Genomic DNA, 20920 nt, shown 5'->3' with positions numbered 1-20920 from the left:
GCACCCGCGGCCGCCACGCCCACGATGGCTTCGACCGCGATGGCCGCAGCAGGCACCGGAGCGGTCCGCAAGTCCAACACCGGACGGCGCGCACGCGACGCGGCGCTCCGGCCGATCACCATCGCCACCGCGCATCTGCCGGACTTCCAGGTCGGCGGCAACGACGGCGTCGGCAGCAACATGATCGGCTTCGGCACCGCGGGCACGGGCGACGCGAGTCCGCTGCTGTTCGGCAATCCGCACTGGTACTGGCGCGGCCCGGACCGCTTCTACCAGGCGCACCTGACCGTGCCCGGCGAACTCAACGTCGCCGGCGCCTCCTTCCTCGCCCAGCCCATCGTGCTCATCGGCTACAACGACAACGTCGCCTGGAGCCACACCGTCTCCGCCGCGCGCCGCTACGGCCTGTTCCAGCTCACGCTGACGCCCGGCGACCCGACCAGCTACCAGCGCGACGGCGCCGCCGTGAAGATGACCGCCCGCGCCATCACCGTGCAGGTCAAGCAGGCCGACGGCAGCGTCGCGCCGGTGTCGCGCACGCTCTACGAGTCGCAATACGGTCCGATCGTCAACCTCGCGCCGCTCAACGCGGCGCTGGGCTGGACCACGAACACCGCGTTTGCGATCCGGGACATCAACGGCGACAACTTCCGCGTGTTCCGCGTGTGGATGCGCTGGAGCCAGGCCAAGACGCTCGAGGAGTTCCAGACCATCCAGCGCGAAGAGGCCGCCATCCCCTGGGTCAATACCGTCGCCGTCGCGCGCGGCGCGGGTCAGGCCTGGTATGCCGACATCGGCGCGATGCCCAACGTCTCCGCCGCGCAGCTCGCGAGCTGCGCCACGCCGCTGACGAACGCGCTCAGCGCCGCGCTGCCGCGCACGCCGGTGCTCGACGGCTCCAAGAGCAGCTGCGACTGGCAGAGCGATCCGGACTCGAAGCAGCCCGGCGCGCTCGGCCCCGCCCGCATGCCCAGCCTGCTGCGCGACGACTACGTGCTCAACAGCAACGACAGCTACTGGCTCGCCAACACCGCCGCGCCGCTGACCGGCTTCCCGGACATCCTCGGTCCGGCGGGCACGGCCTCGATCAGCTTCCGCACGCGTCTGGCCCATCTGCTGGCGCAGGGACGGCTGGCCGGCACCGACGGGTATGCCGGCAACAAGGCCACCAGCGAGACCGTGCGCGCCATGGTCCTCAACAGCCGCACGCTGACCTCGGAGCTCTTCCGCGACCAGGCGGTCGCGATGTTCTGCGCGCCGCCGACGGCCTTCACCGTCAGCGGCGACCCGGCCACCGGCGAGACCTTCAGCCCGGCGCGCACCGTCGATCCGACCGAGGCCTGCGCGGTACTGCAGGCCTGGGACGGCAAGGCGCTGCTCGCCTCACGCGGTGCGCATGTGTGGGATGAGTTCTGGACGCGCGCCTCGCGCATTCCCGAGGCCACGCTGTTCGCGGTGCCCTTCAGCAGCGCCGATCCGCTGCACACGCCGCGCGACCTGAACCCCGCCGTGAAGACGACGCTGCAGCAGGCCTTCGGTGCGGCGATCCTGCGCGTGCAGGCCAGCGGCTTCGCGCTCAACGCGACGCGCGGCGAGACGCTCTTCGCCACGCGCGGCGCCGAGAAGATCCCGCTCTTCGGCGGCTGCGGACAGCCGCAGGGCTACTACACGGTGGCCTGCGCGCTCAGCCGGCTGGACCAGGGCGGCTACGACCTCAACACCGCGACCAGCGCCAACAGCTACATGCAGGTGGTGCGCTTCCCCGGCGGGGGCGTCGAGGCCTACACCTTCCTGACCTTCTCGCAGTCGGACGATCCGGCCTCGGCGCACTACAGCGACTACACGCGCGCCTACAGCGCGGGGCAGTGGCAGAAGGTGCCCTTCTCCGAGGCCGACATCGCGAAGGACACGGCCTTCTCGACGAAGACGATCAGCGAGTAACCCGGAACGCGGGCCCACAACGACACAGCCGGCCGACCGCCTCGACATCGAGGCGGCGCGGCCGGCCGTGGCACCCGATCGCGGGAGCGATCGGGTGGTGGAACGTCCGGATCAGACCTGCAGCGCGCGTTCGATCTCGGTCAGCTTGTAGCGGGCCAGGGCCAGGTTGCCCTTGTTCTTGTCCAGCACCAGGTACAGGAACAGGCCGGCGTTGTTGGGCACCAGGCGGATCAGGTGGTACTGGTCCGTCAGCGTGATGAGGATGTCCTCGATGCCCTTGCGCAGGCCCAGCGACTCCATGGTCTGCAGCTTGGCGCGCACGACCTGCGTGTTGCCGGCGGCGGCCAGGTCCAGGTTCACGGCGGTGCCGGCCTGGGCCAGGCACATGCCGCTGCGGAAATCGACCAGCGCGGCGGCCAGGGCGCCGTCGATGGTCATGGCGGCGTCGATGGACTGCTTCAGATTGCTCATGGTGTCTTGGTTCAAGGAGGGGGAAGGTTGCAGGGAGGTGAGCCCGAAGCGGCTCGTCAGCTTGTTGAATTCCTCGATGAGGACGAACCACAGCGTCTCCGGGCTGCTGTCGGGCAGCCGGTAGAGCAGCGTGGAGGGCGTGGCCGCCGTCACCATCGGGACGAAGGTCATTTCCTCGACGATGGCGCTGGGCATCAGCAGCAGGCGCACGGCCGGCACCTCGGCGGCCCAGGCGCGGCGCAGCAGGTCCAGCACGCCGTGGACCGAGCCCGGACCGACGATCACCAGCAGCCCGGCAGGGCCGTCGGCGGCGGCGAGGTCGTCGTTGGGATACGGCGGACGCACCCAGTCGATGGTGGGCATGCCGGGCGTCGCGCTCAGCGCGATCGCCTGCCGGGATTCCGTGGTGGACAAGGTCGCGCCGGTCTGACCGATGGCCAGGCCGCCCAGGCGCGCCGTCATGTCGACGACACGCACGCCGGATCTGCTCATGAATAAGTCCCGAGAGTGGAGGAGACGACGCTTCGGCCGCTTGTCGCGGAGTGTCAGGAAAGCGCTTGCAGAACGCGCCCCCACGCTTGAGGGGTCAGGGCTTGCCGCGGGCGTTCCGCGTGCCGAAGGTCACGACCGACCTGGCCGGGCGCGGTGCATCCGGGCGCTCCACGCCCGTTTTCCTCGATGTCATCGGGGGGCGGTCCGTCGGGTCGGACCGCCCTCGCCTTCACAGGCGTTGGCTGAACGTCAGCTTGATATTGCGGCCCGGCGCGTAGACCTGCTCGGCCAGATAGGGCTGCACGCTGCGGTTGAAGAGGTTGTCGACCGCGAGTTGCACCTTCGTGTCCGCCCACACGCCCCGGCCCTGCCATTGCGCGAAGAGCCCGTGCAGCCCGTAGCCTTTGGCCGGCGGCAGCGCGTACGGCACGACCTCGTCGTCCGGCACCTTGTTCTGCGCCGCGACGAACTTGCCCTGCCAGCCGGCGGCCAGTCCCAGCGACGGCCACTTCCCGCCGATCACGACGACCGCCTTGGGAGCGCCGATGTCGATCAGCGGCTGGTTCTTCGTGGCCCACGGGTCGCGGATGGATCCGCGATGCTCCCCGCGCATCCAGGCCAGCGACACGCTGGCGAAGCCGCGTCGCTGCTCGTAATGGGTCTCCGCCTCCGCGCCTTCGCTGCGGTAGCCGGGCAGGTTCCGGTAGAACGGCAGGTTGGGCGGACGCTCGGTGCCGGGCTCGACGAAGATGCCGAAACGCTTGTGGATGTTGTCGTGCACGAGGTTGCGGAACACGGTGAAGGTCGCGGCCAGCGCGTCGCCGCTGCTGAGCCAGTCGGTGCGCTCGTGCTTCAGGCCGCCGCGCAAGGCGGTGACGCGTTCCTTGCGCAGGCCGCGGCTGGTCGCCGGGGCGCTGCTCGCGGCGGACTGGACCTCGAAGATCTCGTCGATGACCGGCGCGCGCCAGGTCTTGCCGGCGTCCGCGAACAGCGCCGTGGCGACTGTGGCCTGCCACTTCGCCGACAGGTGCTGCGACCAGCCGCTGTGATGGACGGCGCTGTAGTCGTGGCCCGCAGACGGATCGTTGTAGCGCGGCGCGAAGTTCGGCTGCCCCGCCGTGCGGACCTGGTCGTAGCGCAGGCCCGGCGTGACGGTCCAGGCGCCCAGGCGCAACTCGTCCTCCACCCAGCCGGACACGGTGCGTTGCTCCCCGGACGGCATGTAGTACGGCTGCAGCCAGCCGTAGTTATAGCTGGCGTCCTTCGTGCGGGTGTGCAGGAACATCAGCGTGTCGCGATCGTGGCGCTGCGCCTGCAGGCCCGTGGCCAGCGCGTGCGTCACACCGCCGAGGTCGAAGCGCGCCGTGTTGGTCACGTCGATCTGGCGGTCGCGGTAGGTGGCGTGGCTCTCCTTGCCGAGGCTGGCCGCGAAGTCGCTGGTGATGCTGTCGGGACGCTGGTCGTCCTGGCGGCTCGACGACTGGGTCAGCCGCACCTGCAAGTCCAGCAGCGGCTGCGACGCCGGCGCATAGCTCCACAGCAGCGATTGCGTGCGGTCGGTCTGGTCGCGCCACAGCACCTTGCGCAGCCAAGCTTCGCGCTCGCCGTACTTCGCGATCTCGGCCGGCGTCGGTGCGGGCACCTCATCGCGCTTGGCGGCGAACGGCGCCCAGGCCTTGCTGCGGCCCTCGATGTCGGACAGCGTCAACCGGCTCTCGCCGAGCTGCAGCGTCAGCTTCGCGAGCGCGGAGCGGCTGTGGGTCTCGGAAAACTCGTAGACGGTGTGATCGGCGCGCTCCTGGTTGCCGGAATCGCGGCCGGTCACGGCGACCAGGAACTGCCAGGGCAGCGCGGTGCCGGGCTGGGCGCGCGCGAAGACGCTGCCCGACACGATGCGCTGGTCGTCGTTGCTCGCCCAGCCAAGCTTGGCCAGCCCGCCGATGCGTTCGCCGGGGCGCAGCAGGTCCTCGGCATCCTTGCTCTCGACCAGCACCGTGCCGCCGAAGCCGCCGTTGCCGTAGCGCACCGAGTGCGCGCCCTTGTCGACGGTGATGCGCTTGATCAGTTCGGGCTCGATGAAGATCGATCCCTGCCGGTACTTCTCGAAGCCCTTGTTGGCGCCGTCGAGCTGTACGCGGATGTCCTCGACATCGCCGAAGCCCCACATGTTCAGGCTCTGGCCGCCGGGGCGGAAGCTGCCGTTGAGGTCGACGCCCGGCAGGTTGTCGAGCAACTGCTGGACGGTCAGCGCCTGCTGGCGCTCGATCTCGCTGGGGGTGATCATCGTCTTGCCCGGGGCGACGCTGCGGACGCCGTAGACGGTGACTTGCGACAGCGTGACGGTGGGTGCCGACGCGGCGAACGCGGCGGGCGCCAGGGCCGCCACCGCGCTCGCGGGGCGCGTCGCAGGCGCCTCGTCCGCCCAGGCGGCGGACGCGATCAGGGTGCTGATGAGGGGAAGAAGGCGGAACCGTTGAAAGCTTCGAACTTGACGGAGGGGGCCATTTTGCTTTTTAACTTCAAACACTTACAGAACGGATGAGAATTATTCTCAACAAAGTGTAGCAGCAGAACTTCCGTCTTGTGAACGAGCCGTGAAGGGAAAGGGGCTTGTGCGAACAGTGGTGGGGTCAGGACTTGCCGAAGCGCCACGCGACAGCAAGGTCCTACGCTCAGCGTGACTGACAGCGGTCCCAGTCGCATCGATTGAAGACCGCTTCAGCCATTTCCACCTGCGACTCCGCTTCGTCCTCTGTCAGTTCATCCTCAAGCTGGTAGTCCGCGCGTGCGCGCAAGTTGCGCAATTCAATGAGCCGTGCGCCCAACCACTTCGACCGCTTCACCTGATCCGGGGAACAACTCTTGTGAGGTCGCCGCAGACGGTCGATGAGCTCCTGGTGCACCCCTTTCGTTTCCGGCCGGACGCTCCCCAAATGCGGCAATGTCCTCTCCCAGTCTTGGCACCGGTGATAGCAGGCGTAATAGGCGCGGCCGGCACACAGGCGGTGACGGGCCTCGGGAGACGCCTCCAACTCCTTGGCTTGCCTCAAGAGGTCACGGCAGGACACTGGCATCTCGTGCGCCCTCCCCCATCGGCTCCTGGTCGTCCGGCACCTCGCGCGAGCATTGGCGATCCTTCCGCGTCCACTCACCAGAAAAAGAAAAGTCGAAGCCGCTGCGGCACGTGTCGAGCTCGCACAGCTGCCAGAGCAATTCATCATCAAGTTCATAGGCGACGTCACTGGTCGCGTCGAGGCGCAGGATGTACCGCAGGCTCAGCTCCTCATCCTCGAAATCCGAGATCTGGATCTTGAAACTCTGGCCGTCACAGATCCGCATCGACCGCTCTCGCGCCAGCGCGGCCGCCATCTGCAGGGTCTCCATGATCGTCGAGCACGCCAGGTTGTGGACGCACGTGATCTGACTCAGCACTTCGGTCAGCGTTTCTGCGTCCAGCAAGGCCCCTTCGTCGGTGGCGATACGCTTGGACGCGTTCGGCTCCCCGAACAATGAGCTTGGCTCCAGAAGGACCGCGGCCAGATCGGCACAGTCGACTTGAGGCCTCGGCGCCAATGGCGGAAGACTCGCCACCACCCGCTTCGCACGTTCCAACATGGCCATGTCTCGCTGACCGCCCTTCCCGCTTCCCTTGAAGGAGATCCGCACCCCTTCGATCTGGAGATCCATCGCGGTCAAGCGCGCCAGATACGCCTCCGTGAGGTCGCGCGCGACAGGTTCGGGCGCATCGATCTGCAACTCGTAGCGCATCGACGGCGCAGCGAGTCCAAATGGCGACGTCGTCACTCGCGGAGGACAATTGCAGAGCTTCAAAGAATGCTCGACAAGCACCTGCGCCGCCACCTGCAACATCTGGATCGCCTGCGAATGACGGAGGTGGTATCGATTCAGCAACACGCGGAGATCCTCCGCAATCCGAGACCAGTTCCCGCCCGCCGATCGACCGGCGCAGGTGCCGTCGCACATGTCTGACGTCGGGCCGAACAACGCAGTCGGCTCAGCCAACAGCGCCACGACCTCATCAAACTCGGCCACGGGCCTCGGGCCTACTGGGGGCAGACGCATCACCAGATTGCTCGCCCGCTCCCACTGCACATTCATCGTCATCAAGCCACTCCTGCATCCGGATCCACGACCCGGGAAGACATGCAGTGTCGAATCAGATGCGCCTTTGTCGATTCCCCTCGAAGGGCGAATCGATGGGGGAAATCACTTCGAGTAGGTGAGTCCCCCTGCACATACTCATGAGGGCCATTGCGAAAGAGTTGCGAGCGTCGCTGCGACGCTCACTGGCCCATTGATTGCAACGCCTGCGCGGCTTCGGGACGCGCAGGCTGCGCCTCGCGCAACGCGTTGAGGACGCGGCTGGCCGTCGCCGCGTCGCGCGGCGCCAGCGCGACGGCCATCTGCAGCAACGGATCGTAGGCGGGTCGGAAATCCGGACTCAGGCGCACGGCCTCGAGCAGCGGCCCGCCCACCTGCGCCAGCATCGCCGCAGGGTCCGCCACCGGACGCGCGGAACGTCCGGCTTCCAGGAATCGATCGCGCGCTTGCCAGTACGCGGTGATTCGACGTGAATCGTCCGGGGACTGCACACCGACGTCCGACGGCGAGGCGCTGACCTGATGCAGGAACTCGAAGAGCCGCTCCTTCGGCGTCGATGTCGGCGCGTACACGAGACGTGGCGCGAGGTACGCGACGATCGGACGATCGTCCGTGTTCATCGACATCCGGCCTGCGAAGGTAGCGAGAGATCCCGGTCCCGCGACGACGCTGCCGAGCAGCGCGAATTCGTCGTCGAGTCCGAAGTCGGCCATCGAGCGGCCATCGCGTCGCGCAGGCGCTTCTTCAACGCGCGCGTGCCAGGACGCCAGCGTCGGAGTCGCAGCCAGAGTCGGTGTCGATGACGCCGTCGGACGCGGTGTGATCGGATCGCGTCGACCCACGAGCCCGATCACCGGCGTCTCCAGGCTGTTCGCCGCCAGCACCGCGATCGCATCGGGGTACACGGCCAGGAAGGCGCGCGTGACGCTGCGCAGGCTGTCGAGGTCGAGCTGATGCAGCGGCAGCCATTGGCAGAACAGCCCTCGCGGCGAGAGGCGCTCGCGCACGGCCTCGAAGTGCTCGCGGGTGTAGAGCGCGCCGGAGCCGCTGCGGGCCGGATGGAAGTTGTCCGAAACGATCACGTCGTAGTGCGCCTCGGACGCGCGCACGAACCGCCGCGCGTCCGCCGCGACGAGGCGCGGCGTTGCGCCGTCCAACCCCAAGGCTCGCGTGAAGAGCGGCGACGCGTCGATCACCTCCGGCAGCAGCTCCACGGCGTCGACCTGCAGCGATGCATCCTGCGCCGCGACGCCTGAGGTCGCACCCGTTCCCAATCCCAGGAACAACGCGCGGCGGGGCGACGGGTGCATCAGCACGGGCAGCAAGGCCTGACGCCCGTCGACGAACAGGCTTGCGCTGCTACCTTCCTGCTGCCGGTTGTTGATGCGCAGCCGCGCGACGCCCGCCTCGTCCTCGACGACGCTGACCGCGGCCATGCTGCCCTCGGCGTAGCTGACCAGACGTGCGCCGTCGGGCACATCGACGAATGCGAGCGGTGCGCCGAAGACAGCCATCACGACGAGGGCGATCGTCGCAATCGCCGCAATCGCCGTCGCCGTCGCCGGCGCCGTCATCGATGTCGTCGTCGAACGCCGCCATGTCTTCGAACCGACCCCGGCCGCGGCCAGATAGCCGCCGGCGATCAGCAGCAAGGCTGCTTTCGGGCCGCACCAGGGCGTGATGGCGACGCCGAACAGCGGCGCTGCCAGGGCTGCGCCTAGCGTGTTCACGGCAAGCGCCCGTCCGAACGCAACGCCCTGCCCCATCGCCTGCGCACTCAGATGGCTGAACCACGCGCCCATGACAAGCGTCGGCAGCCCGAAGGCGGCGACGGCGAGCAGCGCCTCTGCGCTGAGCGCCGCGGGGAAGCCCGTGCCGAGCGCGTCGATGGCGCCGCTCTTCAGCGCAGGGGCAGCCCACAGCGCAGCGAGGCCGATCAGACAGGTCGCGCCGAGGACACCGGGCAGCAACGACGAGAGCCGGTCCTCGTCCTGTCGCTTCCCCCCTCGTCGCCACCACCGCTGGTAGCCTGCCGCGCCGAGGGATGCGCCGACCAGGTACACCGCCAGGAGCAACGCGAAGGTATAGACGGTGTCCTCGTTGAGCTGGCTGAGCACGCGCACGACGACGACCTCGTACCCGATGCCCAGCAGGCCGCTGAGCGCGAGCGGCATCAAGGCCAAGGCCCGCGTCCAGCGAGCGCTGGCGGGACCGGAACGGTGCGTGGAGGTCCCGGACGGGAGCCTCCATGCATCGTGCAGGGCCGCGCTCGACCTAGCGGAGTGAAGCCACATCCACGCGCCGATCACACACAGGGCGTTCATTGCCACGCAGACACCGGCTGTCGCGGCGAGTCCGAGCGCCGGCACCAGCCAGAACGTCGCGAGCAGGACGCCGAGCACGGCGCCGAGCGTGTTGGCGGCGTAGAGCCCGGCGATGGAACGCTTCTCCGAGCCAGCACCAGCACCAGCACCAGCACCAGCACCAGCACCAGCACCGACGATCCGCTCGATCGCCGGCAAGGTTGCGCCCATCGCAGCGGTCGCTGGAAGCAGCAAGAGGAAACTCGCGCCGAAGGTCACCGTCCACTGCCACCACGCGGCGGGTTCCGCGCCGATCCAGTGCTCGACGGCATCGCCCACCGGTTGCATCAGCACGATCAGCGCAAGCCCCCACAGACCGATCACCGCCTCGCAGGCGAGGTACCAGCGCAATGGCGACGTCGATCGCTCGATCCGTCCGCCGAAGGCGATCGCCCCCAGCGCCAGCCCGCCGAAGAACGCCGTGATCACGGCCAGCACGGCCGCGGTCTCGAATCCGAGCCACAGCGCGCATTGCTGCGTCCAGACCATCTGGTAGCCCAGCCCCGCGAAACCCGACAGTCCCATCAGCGCGAGCGCGACCGCGTGCGCGCGATGCCGCGACGCCGTCGTGGCGACGTCGACGACGGCAGGCCTCGTCGACACCGTCATCCGCTGAACCCGACCGTGTAGCCCCACGAGTTCAGGCGCGCCGGGATCGCGTTGAACGCGAGACTGATGCGCGTCTGGCCCTCGTTGGGCGGCACGGCGTGCATCAGGTAGCTCGGGAACAGCACCAGGTCGCCGGGCGACGGCGACGGGCTGATCCACTTCTCCGCGTTGAACGGCCCCGCGACCATCCCGGGGTGGTCGTTCTTGAAGCTGAAATCGGTCCCGCCCGGCGACTTCATGAACACGGTCCGCGACGATTCGTCCGTGCCCGTCAGGTACACGATGCCCGAGGCAAAGCTGTTGGCGTGGTTGTGCATCGCCTGGTGACCGCCGTGAGCCATCACATTGACCCAGAGCTCCTTGACGCCCCAGGCCATGCGCTCGCCGAAGAGCAGCGCGCCGAACTCCGACAGCGGCCCCGCCAGCAGCGCCGCGACGTCGACCAGCAAGGGGCTGTCGCCCGGCTGCAGCATCCGCGTGTGCACCAGCTTCGCCGAGCTGTTGTTGTCCCGCATCGCCTTCGCGCTGAAGTGGTCCACGAGCGCCGCGACCAGCGCGGGCGGCAAGGCGCCCGGCACACGCATCACGGGCGTCGGGAACAGGCTGAAGGTTTCAGGGGTGTTCATCATCGAGCCCCTCAGCCGACGATCGCCGCGATGCGCAGCCATGACCAGTAGGCCGCCGCGGACCCGATCAGGTACAGCAGCGCCGTGCGCAGCCGGCCGGTCCACGACCAGCGGCCGGCCACGCGCCACAGCGCCCAGCACGCGCCGAGCGTCATCAGCTGGCCGATCTCGACGCCGACGTTGAAGGTCAGCAGCGCCACCAGCAGGTGGTTCTCCGGCAGACCGATCTCGCGCAGCGCACCGGCGAAACCGAGCCCGTGCACCAGGCCGAACAGGAAGGCGACCAGCGCCGGCCAGCGGCGCGCCAGCGTGTCGCCGTCGTCGCCTTTGCCGACATGCCCGCCGACATGCCCGGCTCGTGACGGCCTCAGCGCCTCGCACGCGACCAGCACGATGGACAGCGCGATCGTGGCCTCCACCGGCGGCGGTCGCAGCTGCAGCCAGCCCAGCGCGCTCATGCCCAGCGTCAGGCTGTGCGCCGCGGTGAACGCGGTGATCGTCCACAGCAGCTGGCGTCGGAAACCCACCAGGAACAGCAGCCCGATCACGAACATCAGATGGTCGATGCCCGCCAGGATGTGCTCCACGCCCAGCAGCGTGTAGGCACGGGCGATCTCGCCCATGCCGCGCCTGTCCTGCGCAGAGCCGAACAGCTGCACCGACGGCTGACCGGCCGTCAGCGTGTAGACGCTGGTCTGGCCGTCGATCCAGAACACCTTCACCAGCGCCGCCGAGTACTGCCGGCCCACGCCCTCCATCGTCAGCGTGCCCGTCAGGCCGGACTTGCCGCAGTGCAGGTTCAGGCCGTCCGCCGTGCAGCCTTCCGGCCATGTCGGCGCGAGCACTTCGTCGGCGGCGCGCTTCTCGCTCGCCGTCCATTGCCAGATGAACTCGCCGGGCGCGGTCTCGCGCACCTGCATCTCGGCCATGCTCATCTCGTGCGCCTGCGCGCCGCCGCCCGCGATCGCGGCGGCCACCATCAGCAGGCGGAGGATTCCTCGCATCCAGCGGCTCATTGCGAATCGCCTCCGACGGCGGCACCCGAGGCCGCCTTCGCCGTGGTGGCAGCGGTCGAGCCCGCGTCCCTGCGGATCGTGTACTTGCGGCTCAGCGCGAGCACCGCCGCGCTGCGCTGTTCAGACAGCGTCGCGTCGGTCCAGTCCTGCAGCACGACGCCGCGCAGCACGTTGAAATCGCCAGGCCGGGCCGGCGTCGTCGAGACCAGGCGCATCGCTCGCCACGCCGGATTGCCACCCTCCACCGTGCGGAACACGCGCCACTCGCCGACGGTCGACGACTCGATCGCCTTGGCGAAATCCGCGCCGTAGCTCTGCACGAGGTTGGCGTGCGGCCGGCCCTTGAAGACGCGCAGGCCCGCGCCGGTATCGTTGGAGGCGCCGCCGTTCGCGCCACCGTTCACGCCGCCGTTCAGCTTCGCGACGAACGCACGCAAGGCCGCCTCGTCGGCGTCGCCGGGCAGCACCGCTTCCTCGAAGTCGAAACGGGCGGGATCGTCGTACTTCTCGCGGTGCGATTCGAACCAGCCCCGCAGGTGCGCGTCGTCGGCCGGCGGCAGTTTCACGCCGGCGTCGATCATGCTGAGCGACTTGAAGATCACGCGCTCGCGGATCGCGGAGTCGCCCTTGTCGAGCTGCAGCGCGAGGCCTTCGCGGTACAGCACCTCGTTGTCGAGCCAGACCTGGCGCAGCGCGGCAAGCTCCTTCGCATCGGGCGCGCGGCCGCGCGAGGCGGTGAAGACCTGCGTCGCCTCCGCGTCGACCTCGGGGCCCACGACGATGCGCATCGGATCGTCCGCGCGGCCCACCATCACGTGGTCCACGCCGAACAGCACGCCGCCGAGCAGCAGGAAGTGCAGCAGCGGCTCGCGCGTCCACGCGGGCCAGCCGCCCTTGGACGACGAGGAAGAGGTGGAAGCAGCGCGCGTTTCGGTCGCAGGGGGCATCGTCATCGACATGGCAATCGGATCACTTCTGAAAATGGAAACGCGCCGCGCGTCGAAACGCGCGGCGCCGAGGGCTTCAGTGCGAAAGGCTTACTTCACGCCTGCCACTTGCGTGGAGCCGCTGACTTCGATGTACACGGGGTTGCTGTAGAACCAGAGGTCCGACCAGGCCGCCACGTCGTAGGCCACGTACTTCACGCCGCCGACGGTCGGCAGGTGGTTCGGGCAGCCGTCGATCGTCGTGCCGGTGTAGGTCGTGCCGTTGGCCGGGACGTTGCTGCCCACCGTCGTGCAGGGGATGCGCAGCTTCGTCGAGTCGTTGGCGTTGGTGTACAGGTCGGCCAGCGGGTTGCCGCTGCCGTCGGTCTCGAAGGGCACCGACGCCGGCAGGTTGGTGCCGCGCAGGCGCACGTACTGCGAGGCCGCCACCGCCGGGATGCGATAGCTCATCTTCAGGAACTGCGTGCTGTCCGCGCCCGAGATCACCTTGACCCACGGCGACGAGCCGGCACCGTTGAAGGTGCGGATCACCGCGGCCGTCGTGTTCTTCGCCGCGGCCGGCACGCTGGCCAGTCCGGTGGTCGTGCCGTCGGTGCGCAGCCAGTTGGTGTTGCGCGGCCATTCGCCGGCGTAGTCGGCCGAGCCCGGCGCGCGGTAGCCGCTGACCAGGCCGCGGATCAGGTCGATGTGGTCCAGCACCGGCTGGTTGATCGGCTGCTCGATGTTGACCTGCTTCAGCGACGGGTTCGGGAAGCTGTACGGCGAGTAGTTCGTGCCCGCCGGGTCGCGGACCGCGACGGCGACGACCAGCTCGGCGCCCGGACGCACCACCAGCTTCTCACCCATCGTGGCGCAGCCGGTCACGTCGGTGTCGGTGTTGCCGGAGGCGGCGTTCAGCGCGAGCTGTTCGACCGAGGCGCTGCTGCGCGCGCCGGGACCGGCGTAGGACGCGCAGACGACCACGGCCAGGCGGTCGATCAGTTGGCCGGTCGTCGACCAGGCATTGCCCGAACGCAGGCCGTTGACGATGGCCTGCGGGCGCAGCTTGTCGGTGCCGTTGCGGACCATCGCATAGGTGCGCTGGTACTCGCCGGGGTAGAAGTCCTGCGTCGACCGGCGGTCGTCCGGACCGAAGCTGCCGCGGTTGTGCCAATCGGAGCTGGCGAAGAACCAGAAGTTGCGGCCCTCGCCGAGCAGCGCGTCCCACACGCCGCCGACCACGCCCGCGTACACGCCGGTGCCGCCGAAGGTCGTGCCGCCGACCGAGTCCACCTTCTCGCTGCCGAAGGTGTTGCGGTTGACCTGGTACTCGCCGCGGTTGGCCGAGGCGCCGTGGCCCGGCTGCGACTCGAAGCCGAAGGCGATGCCGGGCGCGGCGTTGTTGAAGTTGCGCAGGTGCTCGACGTTGAAGCCCTGGTTGCCGTCGGCGTAGAACGGTCCGGCGCGCTCCAGGTGGGCCGGCACGTAGTAGCTGGCGTTGCCATGGTTCTGCGCCATCCACTTCAGCGCCTCGACCGTCTTCTGGTGGCCGCGCGTGCCGGTGCCGGCGCCGCCGGCGGGCATCAGCTTCTGGGCCTGCGTGTTCCAGCTCACGTCGGACTGGCTGTTGCTGCCGGCGACGGCGCAGTTCCAGTTGTTGCCCACGTTGGAGCCGGTGACGTTGCCGCGGCTGCGGTCGGTGTCGCCGCGGTCGAAGCAGTAGGACCACTGCGCCAGCGCGTCGGCGTTGCCCAGGGCGGAGAAGCTGCCGCTGGCGGGCAGCGTGACGGTGTCGATGCCGGTGGGCATCTGGCCGGTCACGATGGACATCGAGCTGTGCTCATGGCCGGCGACGACCGACTCCATGCCGATGAACAGCGGGACGTTCTTGGCGACCGCCAGGTACTCCAGCACCGGGTACTGGAACTCCTGGAGCGACTGCCAGCGCCACATGTTGCCGTTGCCGCCGATGCCGCCGCCGTCGCCCTTGATCGCGGCCGCGCCGATGCTGGCGGTCCAGGTCGTCGTCGGGCCCTGGCCTTGCACGAAGGGATAGGCCGGCGTGGACAGCGAGGCGTCCTCGACCAGCGTGCAGTTGCGGTTGCCGTTGCCGCCGTGGCCGGCTTGCACGAACCAGTCCAGGCCCCAGGGGGTGTCCTGCTTGTCGGTGACCTTCTTCACCAGCTTCTGCATCGAGATCGAGCCGTCGGAGCAGGTGGTGTGGTTGTGGAAGTCGCCGCTGACGTAGCGGCCGGGGGTCTTGCCCGCGGCGGCGGCCGGCGCCGGCACGGTGGACAGCGAGAGGGAACCGAGGGCGGCGAGCGCCGCGAGGGCGACATCGCGTCGGGCGAAGGGGAAGCGCATGGTGGGTGCTCCAGGTGTCCGCGAGGACCGGGTGAGGATCAGGTGAGGAAAAAGTCACGCGGAGCGTAGAAAGCCGGCTTGACCGAGCCGTGACAGCGCCGTGGCAGGTCCCGGAATCGCGTCCCCTGAAACCAGGGACGCGGGAAACCCGTGGAGTGAGACTTCCGTCACGCGACTGCCTTGGACGGATTCGAGACTGCCGGGCGACGCGTCTCGACGTGCAGGCCGGATCCGCGCGGGTCTGCATGCGGGAGGCAACCCCTGACCCCCACCGGAGAACCTCCATGAAGCGTACTGCTTCCCCCGTCCTGATGTCCCTGGCCGCGCTGTCGGCCCTCGCCCTGTCCGCGGCGCCGGCCCACGCCGCCAACGCCTGGATCGACTTCGACGGTCCGACGAGCTTCGCCTCGGTCGCCGACTATTACAACGGCGGCACCGACTCCGCCGGCGCCAGCGGGACCAACCTGGGCGTGTCGTTCAGCGGCTCGATCCTGGGTCTGGCCAACGACGGCCTGGCCGACAGCCCGAGCGGCAACTACTTCAGCAACGCCCCGACGATGGGCGGCGTGATGTTCAACAACATGGGCGAGACCGGCCTGATGAACGTCGCCAAGGGCTTCACCGGCGAGGTGTCGCTGTTCTATTCGTCGGCGAGCGCGCTGGCCGGCGCGGTCACGATCTACAGCGGCCTGAACGGCACGGGCTCCATCCTGGGCTCGTTCTCGCTGCTCAACAACGCGCAGACGGGCTGCTCGGATTCGTCGTACTGCCACTTCGACCTGGCGTCGGTGAGCTTCACCGGCGTGGCGCGCTCGCTGGTGTTCAGCGGCGAACTGAATGGCGCGATCGACAACATCGGCATCTCGGCGGTGCCGGAGCCGCACACCTACGCGCTGATGCTCGCCGGCCTCGCAGCCGTCGGGTTCGTGGCGCGGCGTAAGCAGTCGAAGTAAATCATCACCGGGGCCTCCCCGGCCCCGCAACGACGATCAATGCGCCGGGAGGCGCATTGATCGCGGTCAGTCGCCGCAAGCGCGGAACAGTTGTCGCGCGTCCGCAAGCTGCCGCCGCATCTCCTTGCGGCTCACATCCTCATCAATCCTGTAATCCGCCTTGACCCGTCGTTCCCGCTGTGACCGCAGCAGGCTATGAAGCTTGATCGAGAGCTGCTTCTCCTTTTCGGAACAGCTGGCGTTCGGCTTCCTCAAACGATTGAGCAACTGCTGATGCTCACCACCCTTCTGTCGATTGACGGACGCCTTCTTCGGCAGCCCGGATTCCCACTCCAGGCATCGATGAAAGCTGGCGTAGTACGCCCGCGAAATGGCAGAACGCTGCCACGCCTCGATTTCTTGGATGGACAGCGCTTCCGCCACCGACTTCAGATCTTCAGGTGTCGTGGTCATGCGCATTCTTCCTCTCGCATCGCAGAGTTCAACGAGGCGAAGACGGGGACCGCGTCCCCCTCCAGGTCGTCGTCATCACCGCCTTCACCGTCCATGAAACAGAACACGAAGCCGTCACAAGCCAGCTCCATGTCGAAGGCGCGGCGATCCAACTCATGAGTGAGCGTCATGGCCTGCATCGAGCTCGCATCGATGCTCAGTTCCATGAAGATGCCTGGCGAGAGATCTTCGTGCTCGAGGATCGTGATCTGCACCTCGCCGCGACAGATCTTCACTGCACGTTCACGCAGCAGGTCGGCGGCCATCATCAGATGGAGCAGCACATCCGGGCAAGCTGCCTCCCAGTACTCGAAGCAGTCCTGAATCTGCTGAGGTGCAGCCTCCCAATCAACAGGCCGGCGCGGCTCCGGCCTGCGATCGGACGACGCACCGAACATCGTCTCCGGATCGCGCAAGACCCTCAGCAGCGGGGCCAGGCCACGCATCCAATCCTCATCTGCCACAACCGGCGTCCGGCCCACCGGCTTCGCTGGGATACCGGAATCCGTCACCGGCTCGGTCACTCGCTCTTCCAGCGAGTCCGTCTCCGGCTCCATCTCCAATTCCAACTCCAACTCATATTCCACGTCTGCAAACCCCATGGCGTCTCTCCTTCACTACTTCAACAAGCATCGAGCTCACGGCTCGAATGCATGCAGTGTCGGAGCGAAGAGGCGTTTGTCGATTCCCTCCAAAGGGCGTTCTGATGGGGGGCGTTGATTGAAGTAGGTCACTCCCCCTGCGTCTACGCAGAAGAGGTCATTGATTCAGCGTCGCGTCAGAAGCTGCGGCGGAGCGTGACGCGCAGCGTGCGCGGCTCCGCCGGATGCACGTGGCGATCGGCGACCGGCGCGGCTTCGCCGGGCAGCTGCGATTCGTAGAAGTACTCGATGTCGTTGACCTTGCGGTCGAAGAGATTGAAGACGTCGAGCGTCAGTTCGGTCTTCGCGCCGAAGCGCCGGCTGACGCGCAGGTTGGTGGTCAACGACGAATGCGAGCGGACGCTGTTGTCCTCGATCAGCGCACCGCTGCCAAGGTAGCGCCATTGCAGGCTCGCCGACCAGGGGCCGAGCTCGCGCACCGTCACGCCCATCGAGGCGACCTTGTCGACTGCATTCGGGATGCGATTCCCCGCGGGATCCGCATCGGAGAAGCGCGCATGCGTCCACGCGAGGTCCGCGTCGATCAGCAGCCAGGGCAGCGGCACGTAGCGGTTGTTCCATTCGATGCCGCGCCGCCTGCTCGGCCGGTTGGCCTCGGTCGCGCCGGCGTCGCCGACGTAGACCAGCTCCGAATCGAAGTCCAGCTTCCACAGCGCGATCGAGCTCTGCAGTCCCGGCACGATCTCGCTGCGCAGGCCGAGCTCGTAGCCCTTGGCCTTCACCAGGCCCTGCGCGGGGTCGACCGCGCTGGTCACGCCCCGCGCGTCGTTGCTGTGGAAGCCGCGGCCGGCGTTGACGAAGAACTCCGTCTTCGCCCACGGTCCCAGCACCAGCGAGAACTTCGGCGACACCAGCGTATCGCGCGCGTTGCCGGAGTTGCCTTCGCCCGCGCGATGGTCCACGCGGAAGCGCCCCTGGTCCGCGCGCACGCCGATCACGGCGCGCGCCCACGGCGCGAGTTCGACACTGGTCTGACCGTAGACGCCGGACATCGTTTCGCGCACATCGTCGTCGCGCGTCGTATCGGTCGCCGGGTCGACGACCGCGCGCGCCACCGTGTTGAAGAGCCCGACGCGCGCCCGGTCCTGTCGCACCTGGAAACCGAACTCCGAGCGCGCCGGCAGGCCGACCAGTGTGTGATCGAACGCGTGACTGCCGCTCAGACCGTAGACCTTGCGGTCGTCCTTCTGCGCGAACTGGTCGCCGGCCTCGGGACGCTCCATCGCGTAGGTGAAGTTGGAGTACAGCGCCAGTTCGTAGGCCATCGCATAGGCGGCCAGGCGCGTGCTCGAGCCATCGGCGTCGCGCTGCCAATCGGCGGACAGGCTGCTGCGGCGCGTGTCGCCGCCGTCGCTCGGATCGACCGCATCGAAGCGGCCGAACGGCCGGCCATTGAAGGTGCCGGCATCGATCAGGCGCTGCGGCACCTGGTCCGTCGAGGTCCAGTCCGCGCGATAGTCCATCAGCCCGACGCGCCAGCGGTCGCCGTTCGCGCCACGCGCTCCGCCGGTGCCGCCCGACAGGCTCAGCACGATGTTGCGACGGTTCAGATCCTCGGGCAGCTTCCAGGGACCGTCATTGCGCATCGCCTCGACGGCACCGAGCAGCTGCATGCCGCCGCCGATGTCCGTCGACCCCGCCGCCAGACCGCGCCGGTATTTGCCCTCCCCCAAGGTCAACGCGACGAACGGATCGTCGAGCTGGCGGAAGTAGCCGATGTCCGCCGACCCCGCCGCCGCGAAGTCGCCGTTGCCGGCGAAGTACGGGCCCTTGCGGTAGTCGATGCGCTCGACCAGTTCGGGGATCAGGAAGTTGAGGTCCGAGTAGCCCTGCCCGTGCGCGTGGCTGGGCATGTTGACCGGCAGTCCCATGACCGTCGTGGCGAAGTCGGTGCCGTGGTCGAGGTTGAAGCCGCGCAGGAAATACTGGTTCGCCTTTCCGTCCCCGCTGTGCTGCGTGACGATCAGCCCCGGCACGAATTCGAGCACCTCGCCCGGGCGCAGCGCCGGGCGGCTCTTCAGCAGCTCGGCGCGCACCGCCCCCTGCGAGGCGGCGTCCGTCGTGCCGATGGCGTTGTCGTAGTGGCGGCCGTTGAGCTCGACGCGATCGAGCGTGACCGGCTCCTCCTTGGCGACGATCCCTGATATCTGGGCACACGCGGGGCCGCAGACCGCCAACACCATCGCGCCTACGCGCGTCCTGTTCGCGGCCCTGGGCCCTCGCCTGATCGTCATCCGTCCGTCGCTCCGACATCAACTCGCACATGGCGTGCGAAGACCGGCGACTCTAGGAAGGCGTTGTGAAGATTCTCTGAAAACGCGGGGTCGGGTGTTGCCCGTCACTCCCTCGAGGGACAGCGCGGGCGATCCGTGGACCTTCGCTCAGTCGAGCGCGCGCAGCGGATGCTCGGAAGGCTTCCACGGGCTCCGGAAGAAGGCCTCGACGTCGGCGCGCGTCACGTCCTCCACGCGGGCCGGGTTCCATTTCGGCGCATGGTCCTTGTCGACCGCCAGCGCGCGCACGCCCTCCACCGTCTCGCTGGCCGCGCCGGGCCGCAGGTGGAAGCAGTGGTGCACCAGATCTCGCTCCATGCGCAGGTCGTCGGCCAGGCTCATCGTCGCTGCGCGTCGGACCTGCTCCAGCGTGACCGCCATCATCAGCGGCGAACGCCGGTTCAGCGTCGCCAGCGTCTGCTGCGCCCAGGGATCGGCGTCCGCTTCCAGCGAGGCGAACAGCGCCGGCACCGAGGCCGCCGAGAAGTGCCGGTTGATCTGCGCGCGCGCGTTCCAGTGCTCGGCAGCCGGCGCCAGGTCCACGCGCTCCATCACCGTCGCGACCACGTGCTCGGCGTTGTCCTGCACGCCGGTCCGCAGGGCCTCGACGATCGCCGGCAGTTCGCTGCTCCGGACGAAGACGTCGCCCAGGCCGAGCTCGATCGCGTCGCCCGCGCCGATGACCTGTCCGGTCAGCGCCAGCCATTCGCCGCTGTGGCCGGGGCAGCGCGACAGGAAGTAGCCGCCGCCCACGTCAGGGAACAGACCGATGTTGGTCTCGGGCATCGCCAGCCTGGAGTGCTCCGTCAGCACGCGCAGCCGCGCGCCCTGGCTGATGCCCATCCCGCCGCCCATCACGACGCCGTCCATCAACGCGATGCAGGGTTTGGGGAACTCGTGGATCAGGTGGTTGAGCGCGTATTCCTCGGTGAAGAACGCGTCCAGCGCCTTCATCGCGTCACCGCCGGCCAGCGCCGCCTGATGGAAGAAACGGATGTCGCCTCCGGCGCAGAACGCCGCGGGTTTGCCCTCCCGGCAGGCGCCGATCAGCGCGACCGCCTGGATCGCGGGATTCTTCGCCCACGCCGTCAGCAGCGCGGTCAGGTCGCGGATCATGGGCAGCGTCAGCGCGTTGAGCGCCTGCGGACGGTTCAAGGTGATCAGGCCCAGGCAGCCGTTGACCTCGGCCAGGACCAGCCCTTCGGATTGCAGCGACGGAATCACAGCGACATCTCTCCACTCATAGAAGCTGCGGGGCGGCGCCACGCGGCCAGCAGCTCATTGCCAATCAATGCGGCGAGCACCATAACATCGCCGCGCGGCTGGGCGGCGGGCGGCGGCGCGACACCGGCTCATTCGTTCCGGTAGACGCCGACGACCGGCACACCGCCCGCCTCGACCCAGCCGCGGTACATGCCCTCAGTGTTGAAACCGAGCCAAACGTTGCCCAGATTGTCGACCGCGATCAATCCGCCGTCGCCGCCCACCGCCGGCAGTTCCTCGAACACGACGCGGGCGCAGGCGTCCGCCAGCGGCAGGCCGCCGATGCGCATCAGCGCGCCGACCTCGTGCGCCGCGGCGGCGCGGATGAAGGCTTCACCGGTGCCGGT

Annotated in this window: 15 protein-coding genes; 2 read left to right on the top strand and 13 right to left on the bottom strand. The window is 68.4% G+C overall.

Annotated features, from left to right (window positions below; all coding sequences use genetic code 11):
* A partial coding sequence (locus tag VF536_RS20565; RefSeq protein ID WP_331616735.1) for a penicillin acylase family protein occupies positions 1 to 1941 on the top strand: 1941 nt, incomplete at its 5' end.
* A gap of 111 nt (positions 1942 to 2052) precedes the next feature.
* Here VF536_RS20565 and VF536_RS20560 read toward each other — a convergent pair.
* From VF536_RS20560 to VF536_RS20525, 8 genes are all read right to left on the bottom strand, one after another.
* Positions 2053 to 2412, bottom strand: a complete 360-nt coding sequence (locus VF536_RS20560) for a hypothetical protein (RefSeq protein ID WP_067281747.1) — start codon at positions 2410 to 2412, stop codon at positions 2053 to 2055.
* Between the two features lie 721 nt (positions 2413 to 3133).
* Positions 3134 to 5290, bottom strand: a complete 2157-nt coding sequence (locus VF536_RS20555) for a TonB-dependent receptor domain-containing protein (RefSeq protein WP_331616734.1) — start codon at positions 5288 to 5290, stop codon at positions 3134 to 3136.
* A 668-nt stretch (positions 5291 to 5958) separates the two neighbouring features.
* A complete protein-coding gene (locus VF536_RS20550; protein ID WP_331616733.1) occupies positions 5959 to 7029 on the bottom strand; it encodes a hypothetical protein in 1071 nt (356 codons plus the stop codon).
* Between the two features lie 179 nt (positions 7030 to 7208).
* Positions 7209 to 9998: a fused MFS/spermidine synthase gene (locus VF536_RS20545; RefSeq protein WP_331616732.1), complete on the bottom strand. Its 2790-nt coding sequence runs from the start codon at positions 9996 to 9998 to the stop codon at positions 7209 to 7211.
* Positions 9995 to 10624: a putative 2OG-Fe(II) oxygenase gene (locus VF536_RS20540; RefSeq protein WP_331616731.1), complete on the bottom strand. Its 630-nt coding sequence runs from the start codon at positions 10622 to 10624 to the stop codon at positions 9995 to 9997. Before VF536_RS20540 ends, VF536_RS20545 begins: the two co-directional genes overlap by 4 nt.
* An 11-nt stretch (positions 10625 to 10635) precedes the next feature.
* The gene (locus tag VF536_RS20535) at positions 10636 to 11628 is read right to left on the bottom strand and encodes a HupE/UreJ family protein (protein ID WP_331616730.1); all 993 of its coding nucleotides are present in this window, start codon (positions 11626 to 11628) and stop codon (positions 10636 to 10638) included.
* Positions 11629 to 11636: 8 nt separating this feature from the next.
* Positions 11637 to 12593: a peptidylprolyl isomerase gene (locus VF536_RS20530; RefSeq protein ID WP_331616729.1), complete on the bottom strand. Its 957-nt coding sequence runs from the start codon at positions 12591 to 12593 to the stop codon at positions 11637 to 11639.
* Between the two features lie 84 nt (positions 12594 to 12677).
* Positions 12678 to 14930, bottom strand: a complete 2253-nt coding sequence (locus VF536_RS20525) for a hypothetical protein (protein ID WP_331616728.1) — start codon at positions 14928 to 14930, stop codon at positions 12678 to 12680.
* A 284-nt stretch (positions 14931 to 15214) separates the two neighbouring features.
* On the opposite strand from VF536_RS20525, the gene VF536_RS20520 reads away from it, so the two are divergent.
* Positions 15215 to 15883, top strand: coding sequence for a PEP-CTERM sorting domain-containing protein (locus tag VF536_RS20520; protein WP_331616727.1), 669 nt, complete (start codon positions 15215 to 15217; stop codon positions 15881 to 15883).
* Between the two features lie 66 nt (positions 15884 to 15949).
* Here VF536_RS20520 and VF536_RS20515 read toward each other — a convergent pair whose 3' ends face one another.
* From VF536_RS20515 to VF536_RS20495, 5 genes are all read right to left on the bottom strand, one after another.
* Positions 15950 to 16336 (bottom strand): hypothetical protein, encoded by a 387-nt coding sequence (locus VF536_RS20515; protein WP_331616726.1) that lies wholly within the window; start codon positions 16334 to 16336, stop codon positions 15950 to 15952.
* Positions 16333 to 16977, bottom strand: coding sequence for a hypothetical protein (locus tag VF536_RS20510; RefSeq protein ID WP_331616725.1), 645 nt, complete (start codon positions 16975 to 16977; stop codon positions 16333 to 16335). Before VF536_RS20510 ends, VF536_RS20515 begins: the two co-directional genes overlap by 4 nt.
* 176 nt (positions 16978 to 17153) lie before the next feature.
* Positions 17154 to 19220: a TonB-dependent receptor gene (locus tag VF536_RS20505; RefSeq protein ID WP_331616724.1), complete on the bottom strand. Its 2067-nt coding sequence runs from the start codon at positions 19218 to 19220 to the stop codon at positions 17154 to 17156.
* Between the two features lie 198 nt (positions 19221 to 19418).
* Positions 19419 to 20522 (bottom strand): enoyl-CoA hydratase/isomerase family protein, encoded by a 1104-nt coding sequence (locus tag VF536_RS20500; RefSeq protein ID WP_331616736.1) that lies wholly within the window; start codon positions 20520 to 20522, stop codon positions 19419 to 19421.
* 140 nt (positions 20523 to 20662) lie between these two features.
* On the bottom strand, positions 20663 to 20920 hold a 258-nt coding region (locus VF536_RS20495), incomplete at its 5' end, for an isoaspartyl peptidase/L-asparaginase (RefSeq protein ID WP_331616723.1).

This window comes from Roseateles sp., assembly GCF_036486225.1.
Taxonomy (GTDB): Bacteria; Pseudomonadota; Gammaproteobacteria; order Burkholderiales; family Burkholderiaceae_C; genus Roseateles.
This window is presented reverse-complemented; position numbering and strand designations above follow the sequence as displayed.

Bases quoted from the DNA above. Each gene is read 5' to 3' on its own strand.
- VF536_RS20505 (WP_331616724.1), bottom strand. From the start codon at position 19,220: ATGGTGTTGGCGGTCTGCGGCCCCGCGTGTGCCCAGATATCAGGGATC.
- VF536_RS20515 (WP_331616726.1), bottom strand. From the start codon at position 16,336: ATGACCACGACACCTGAAGATCTGAAGTCGGTGGCGGAAGCGCTGTCC.
- VF536_RS20550 (WP_331616733.1), bottom strand. From the start codon at position 7,029: ATGACGATGAATGTGCAGTGGGAGCGGGCGAGCAATCTGGTGATGCGT.
- VF536_RS20520 (WP_331616727.1), top strand. From the start codon at position 15,215: ATGAAGCGTACTGCTTCCCCCGTCCTGATGTCCCTGGCCGCGCTGTCG.
- VF536_RS20545 (WP_331616732.1), bottom strand. From the start codon at position 9,998: ATGACGGTGTCGACGAGGCCTGCCGTCGTCGACGTCGCCACGACGGCG.
- VF536_RS20530 (WP_331616729.1), bottom strand. From the start codon at position 12,593: ATGACGATGCCCCCTGCGACCGAAACGCGCGCTGCTTCCACCTCTTCC.
- VF536_RS20540 (WP_331616731.1), bottom strand. From the start codon at position 10,624: ATGAACACCCCTGAAACCTTCAGCCTGTTCCCGACGCCCGTGATGCGT.
- VF536_RS20560 (WP_067281747.1), bottom strand. From the start codon at position 2,412: ATGAGCAATCTGAAGCAGTCCATCGACGCCGCCATGACCATCGACGGC.
- VF536_RS20535 (WP_331616730.1), bottom strand. From the start codon at position 11,628: ATGCGAGGAATCCTCCGCCTGCTGATGGTGGCCGCCGCGATCGCGGGC.
- VF536_RS20525 (WP_331616728.1), bottom strand. From the start codon at position 14,930: ATGCGCTTCCCCTTCGCCCGACGCGATGTCGCCCTCGCGGCGCTCGCC.
- VF536_RS20510 (WP_331616725.1), bottom strand. From the start codon at position 16,977: ATGGGGTTTGCAGACGTGGAATATGAGTTGGAGTTGGAATTGGAGATG.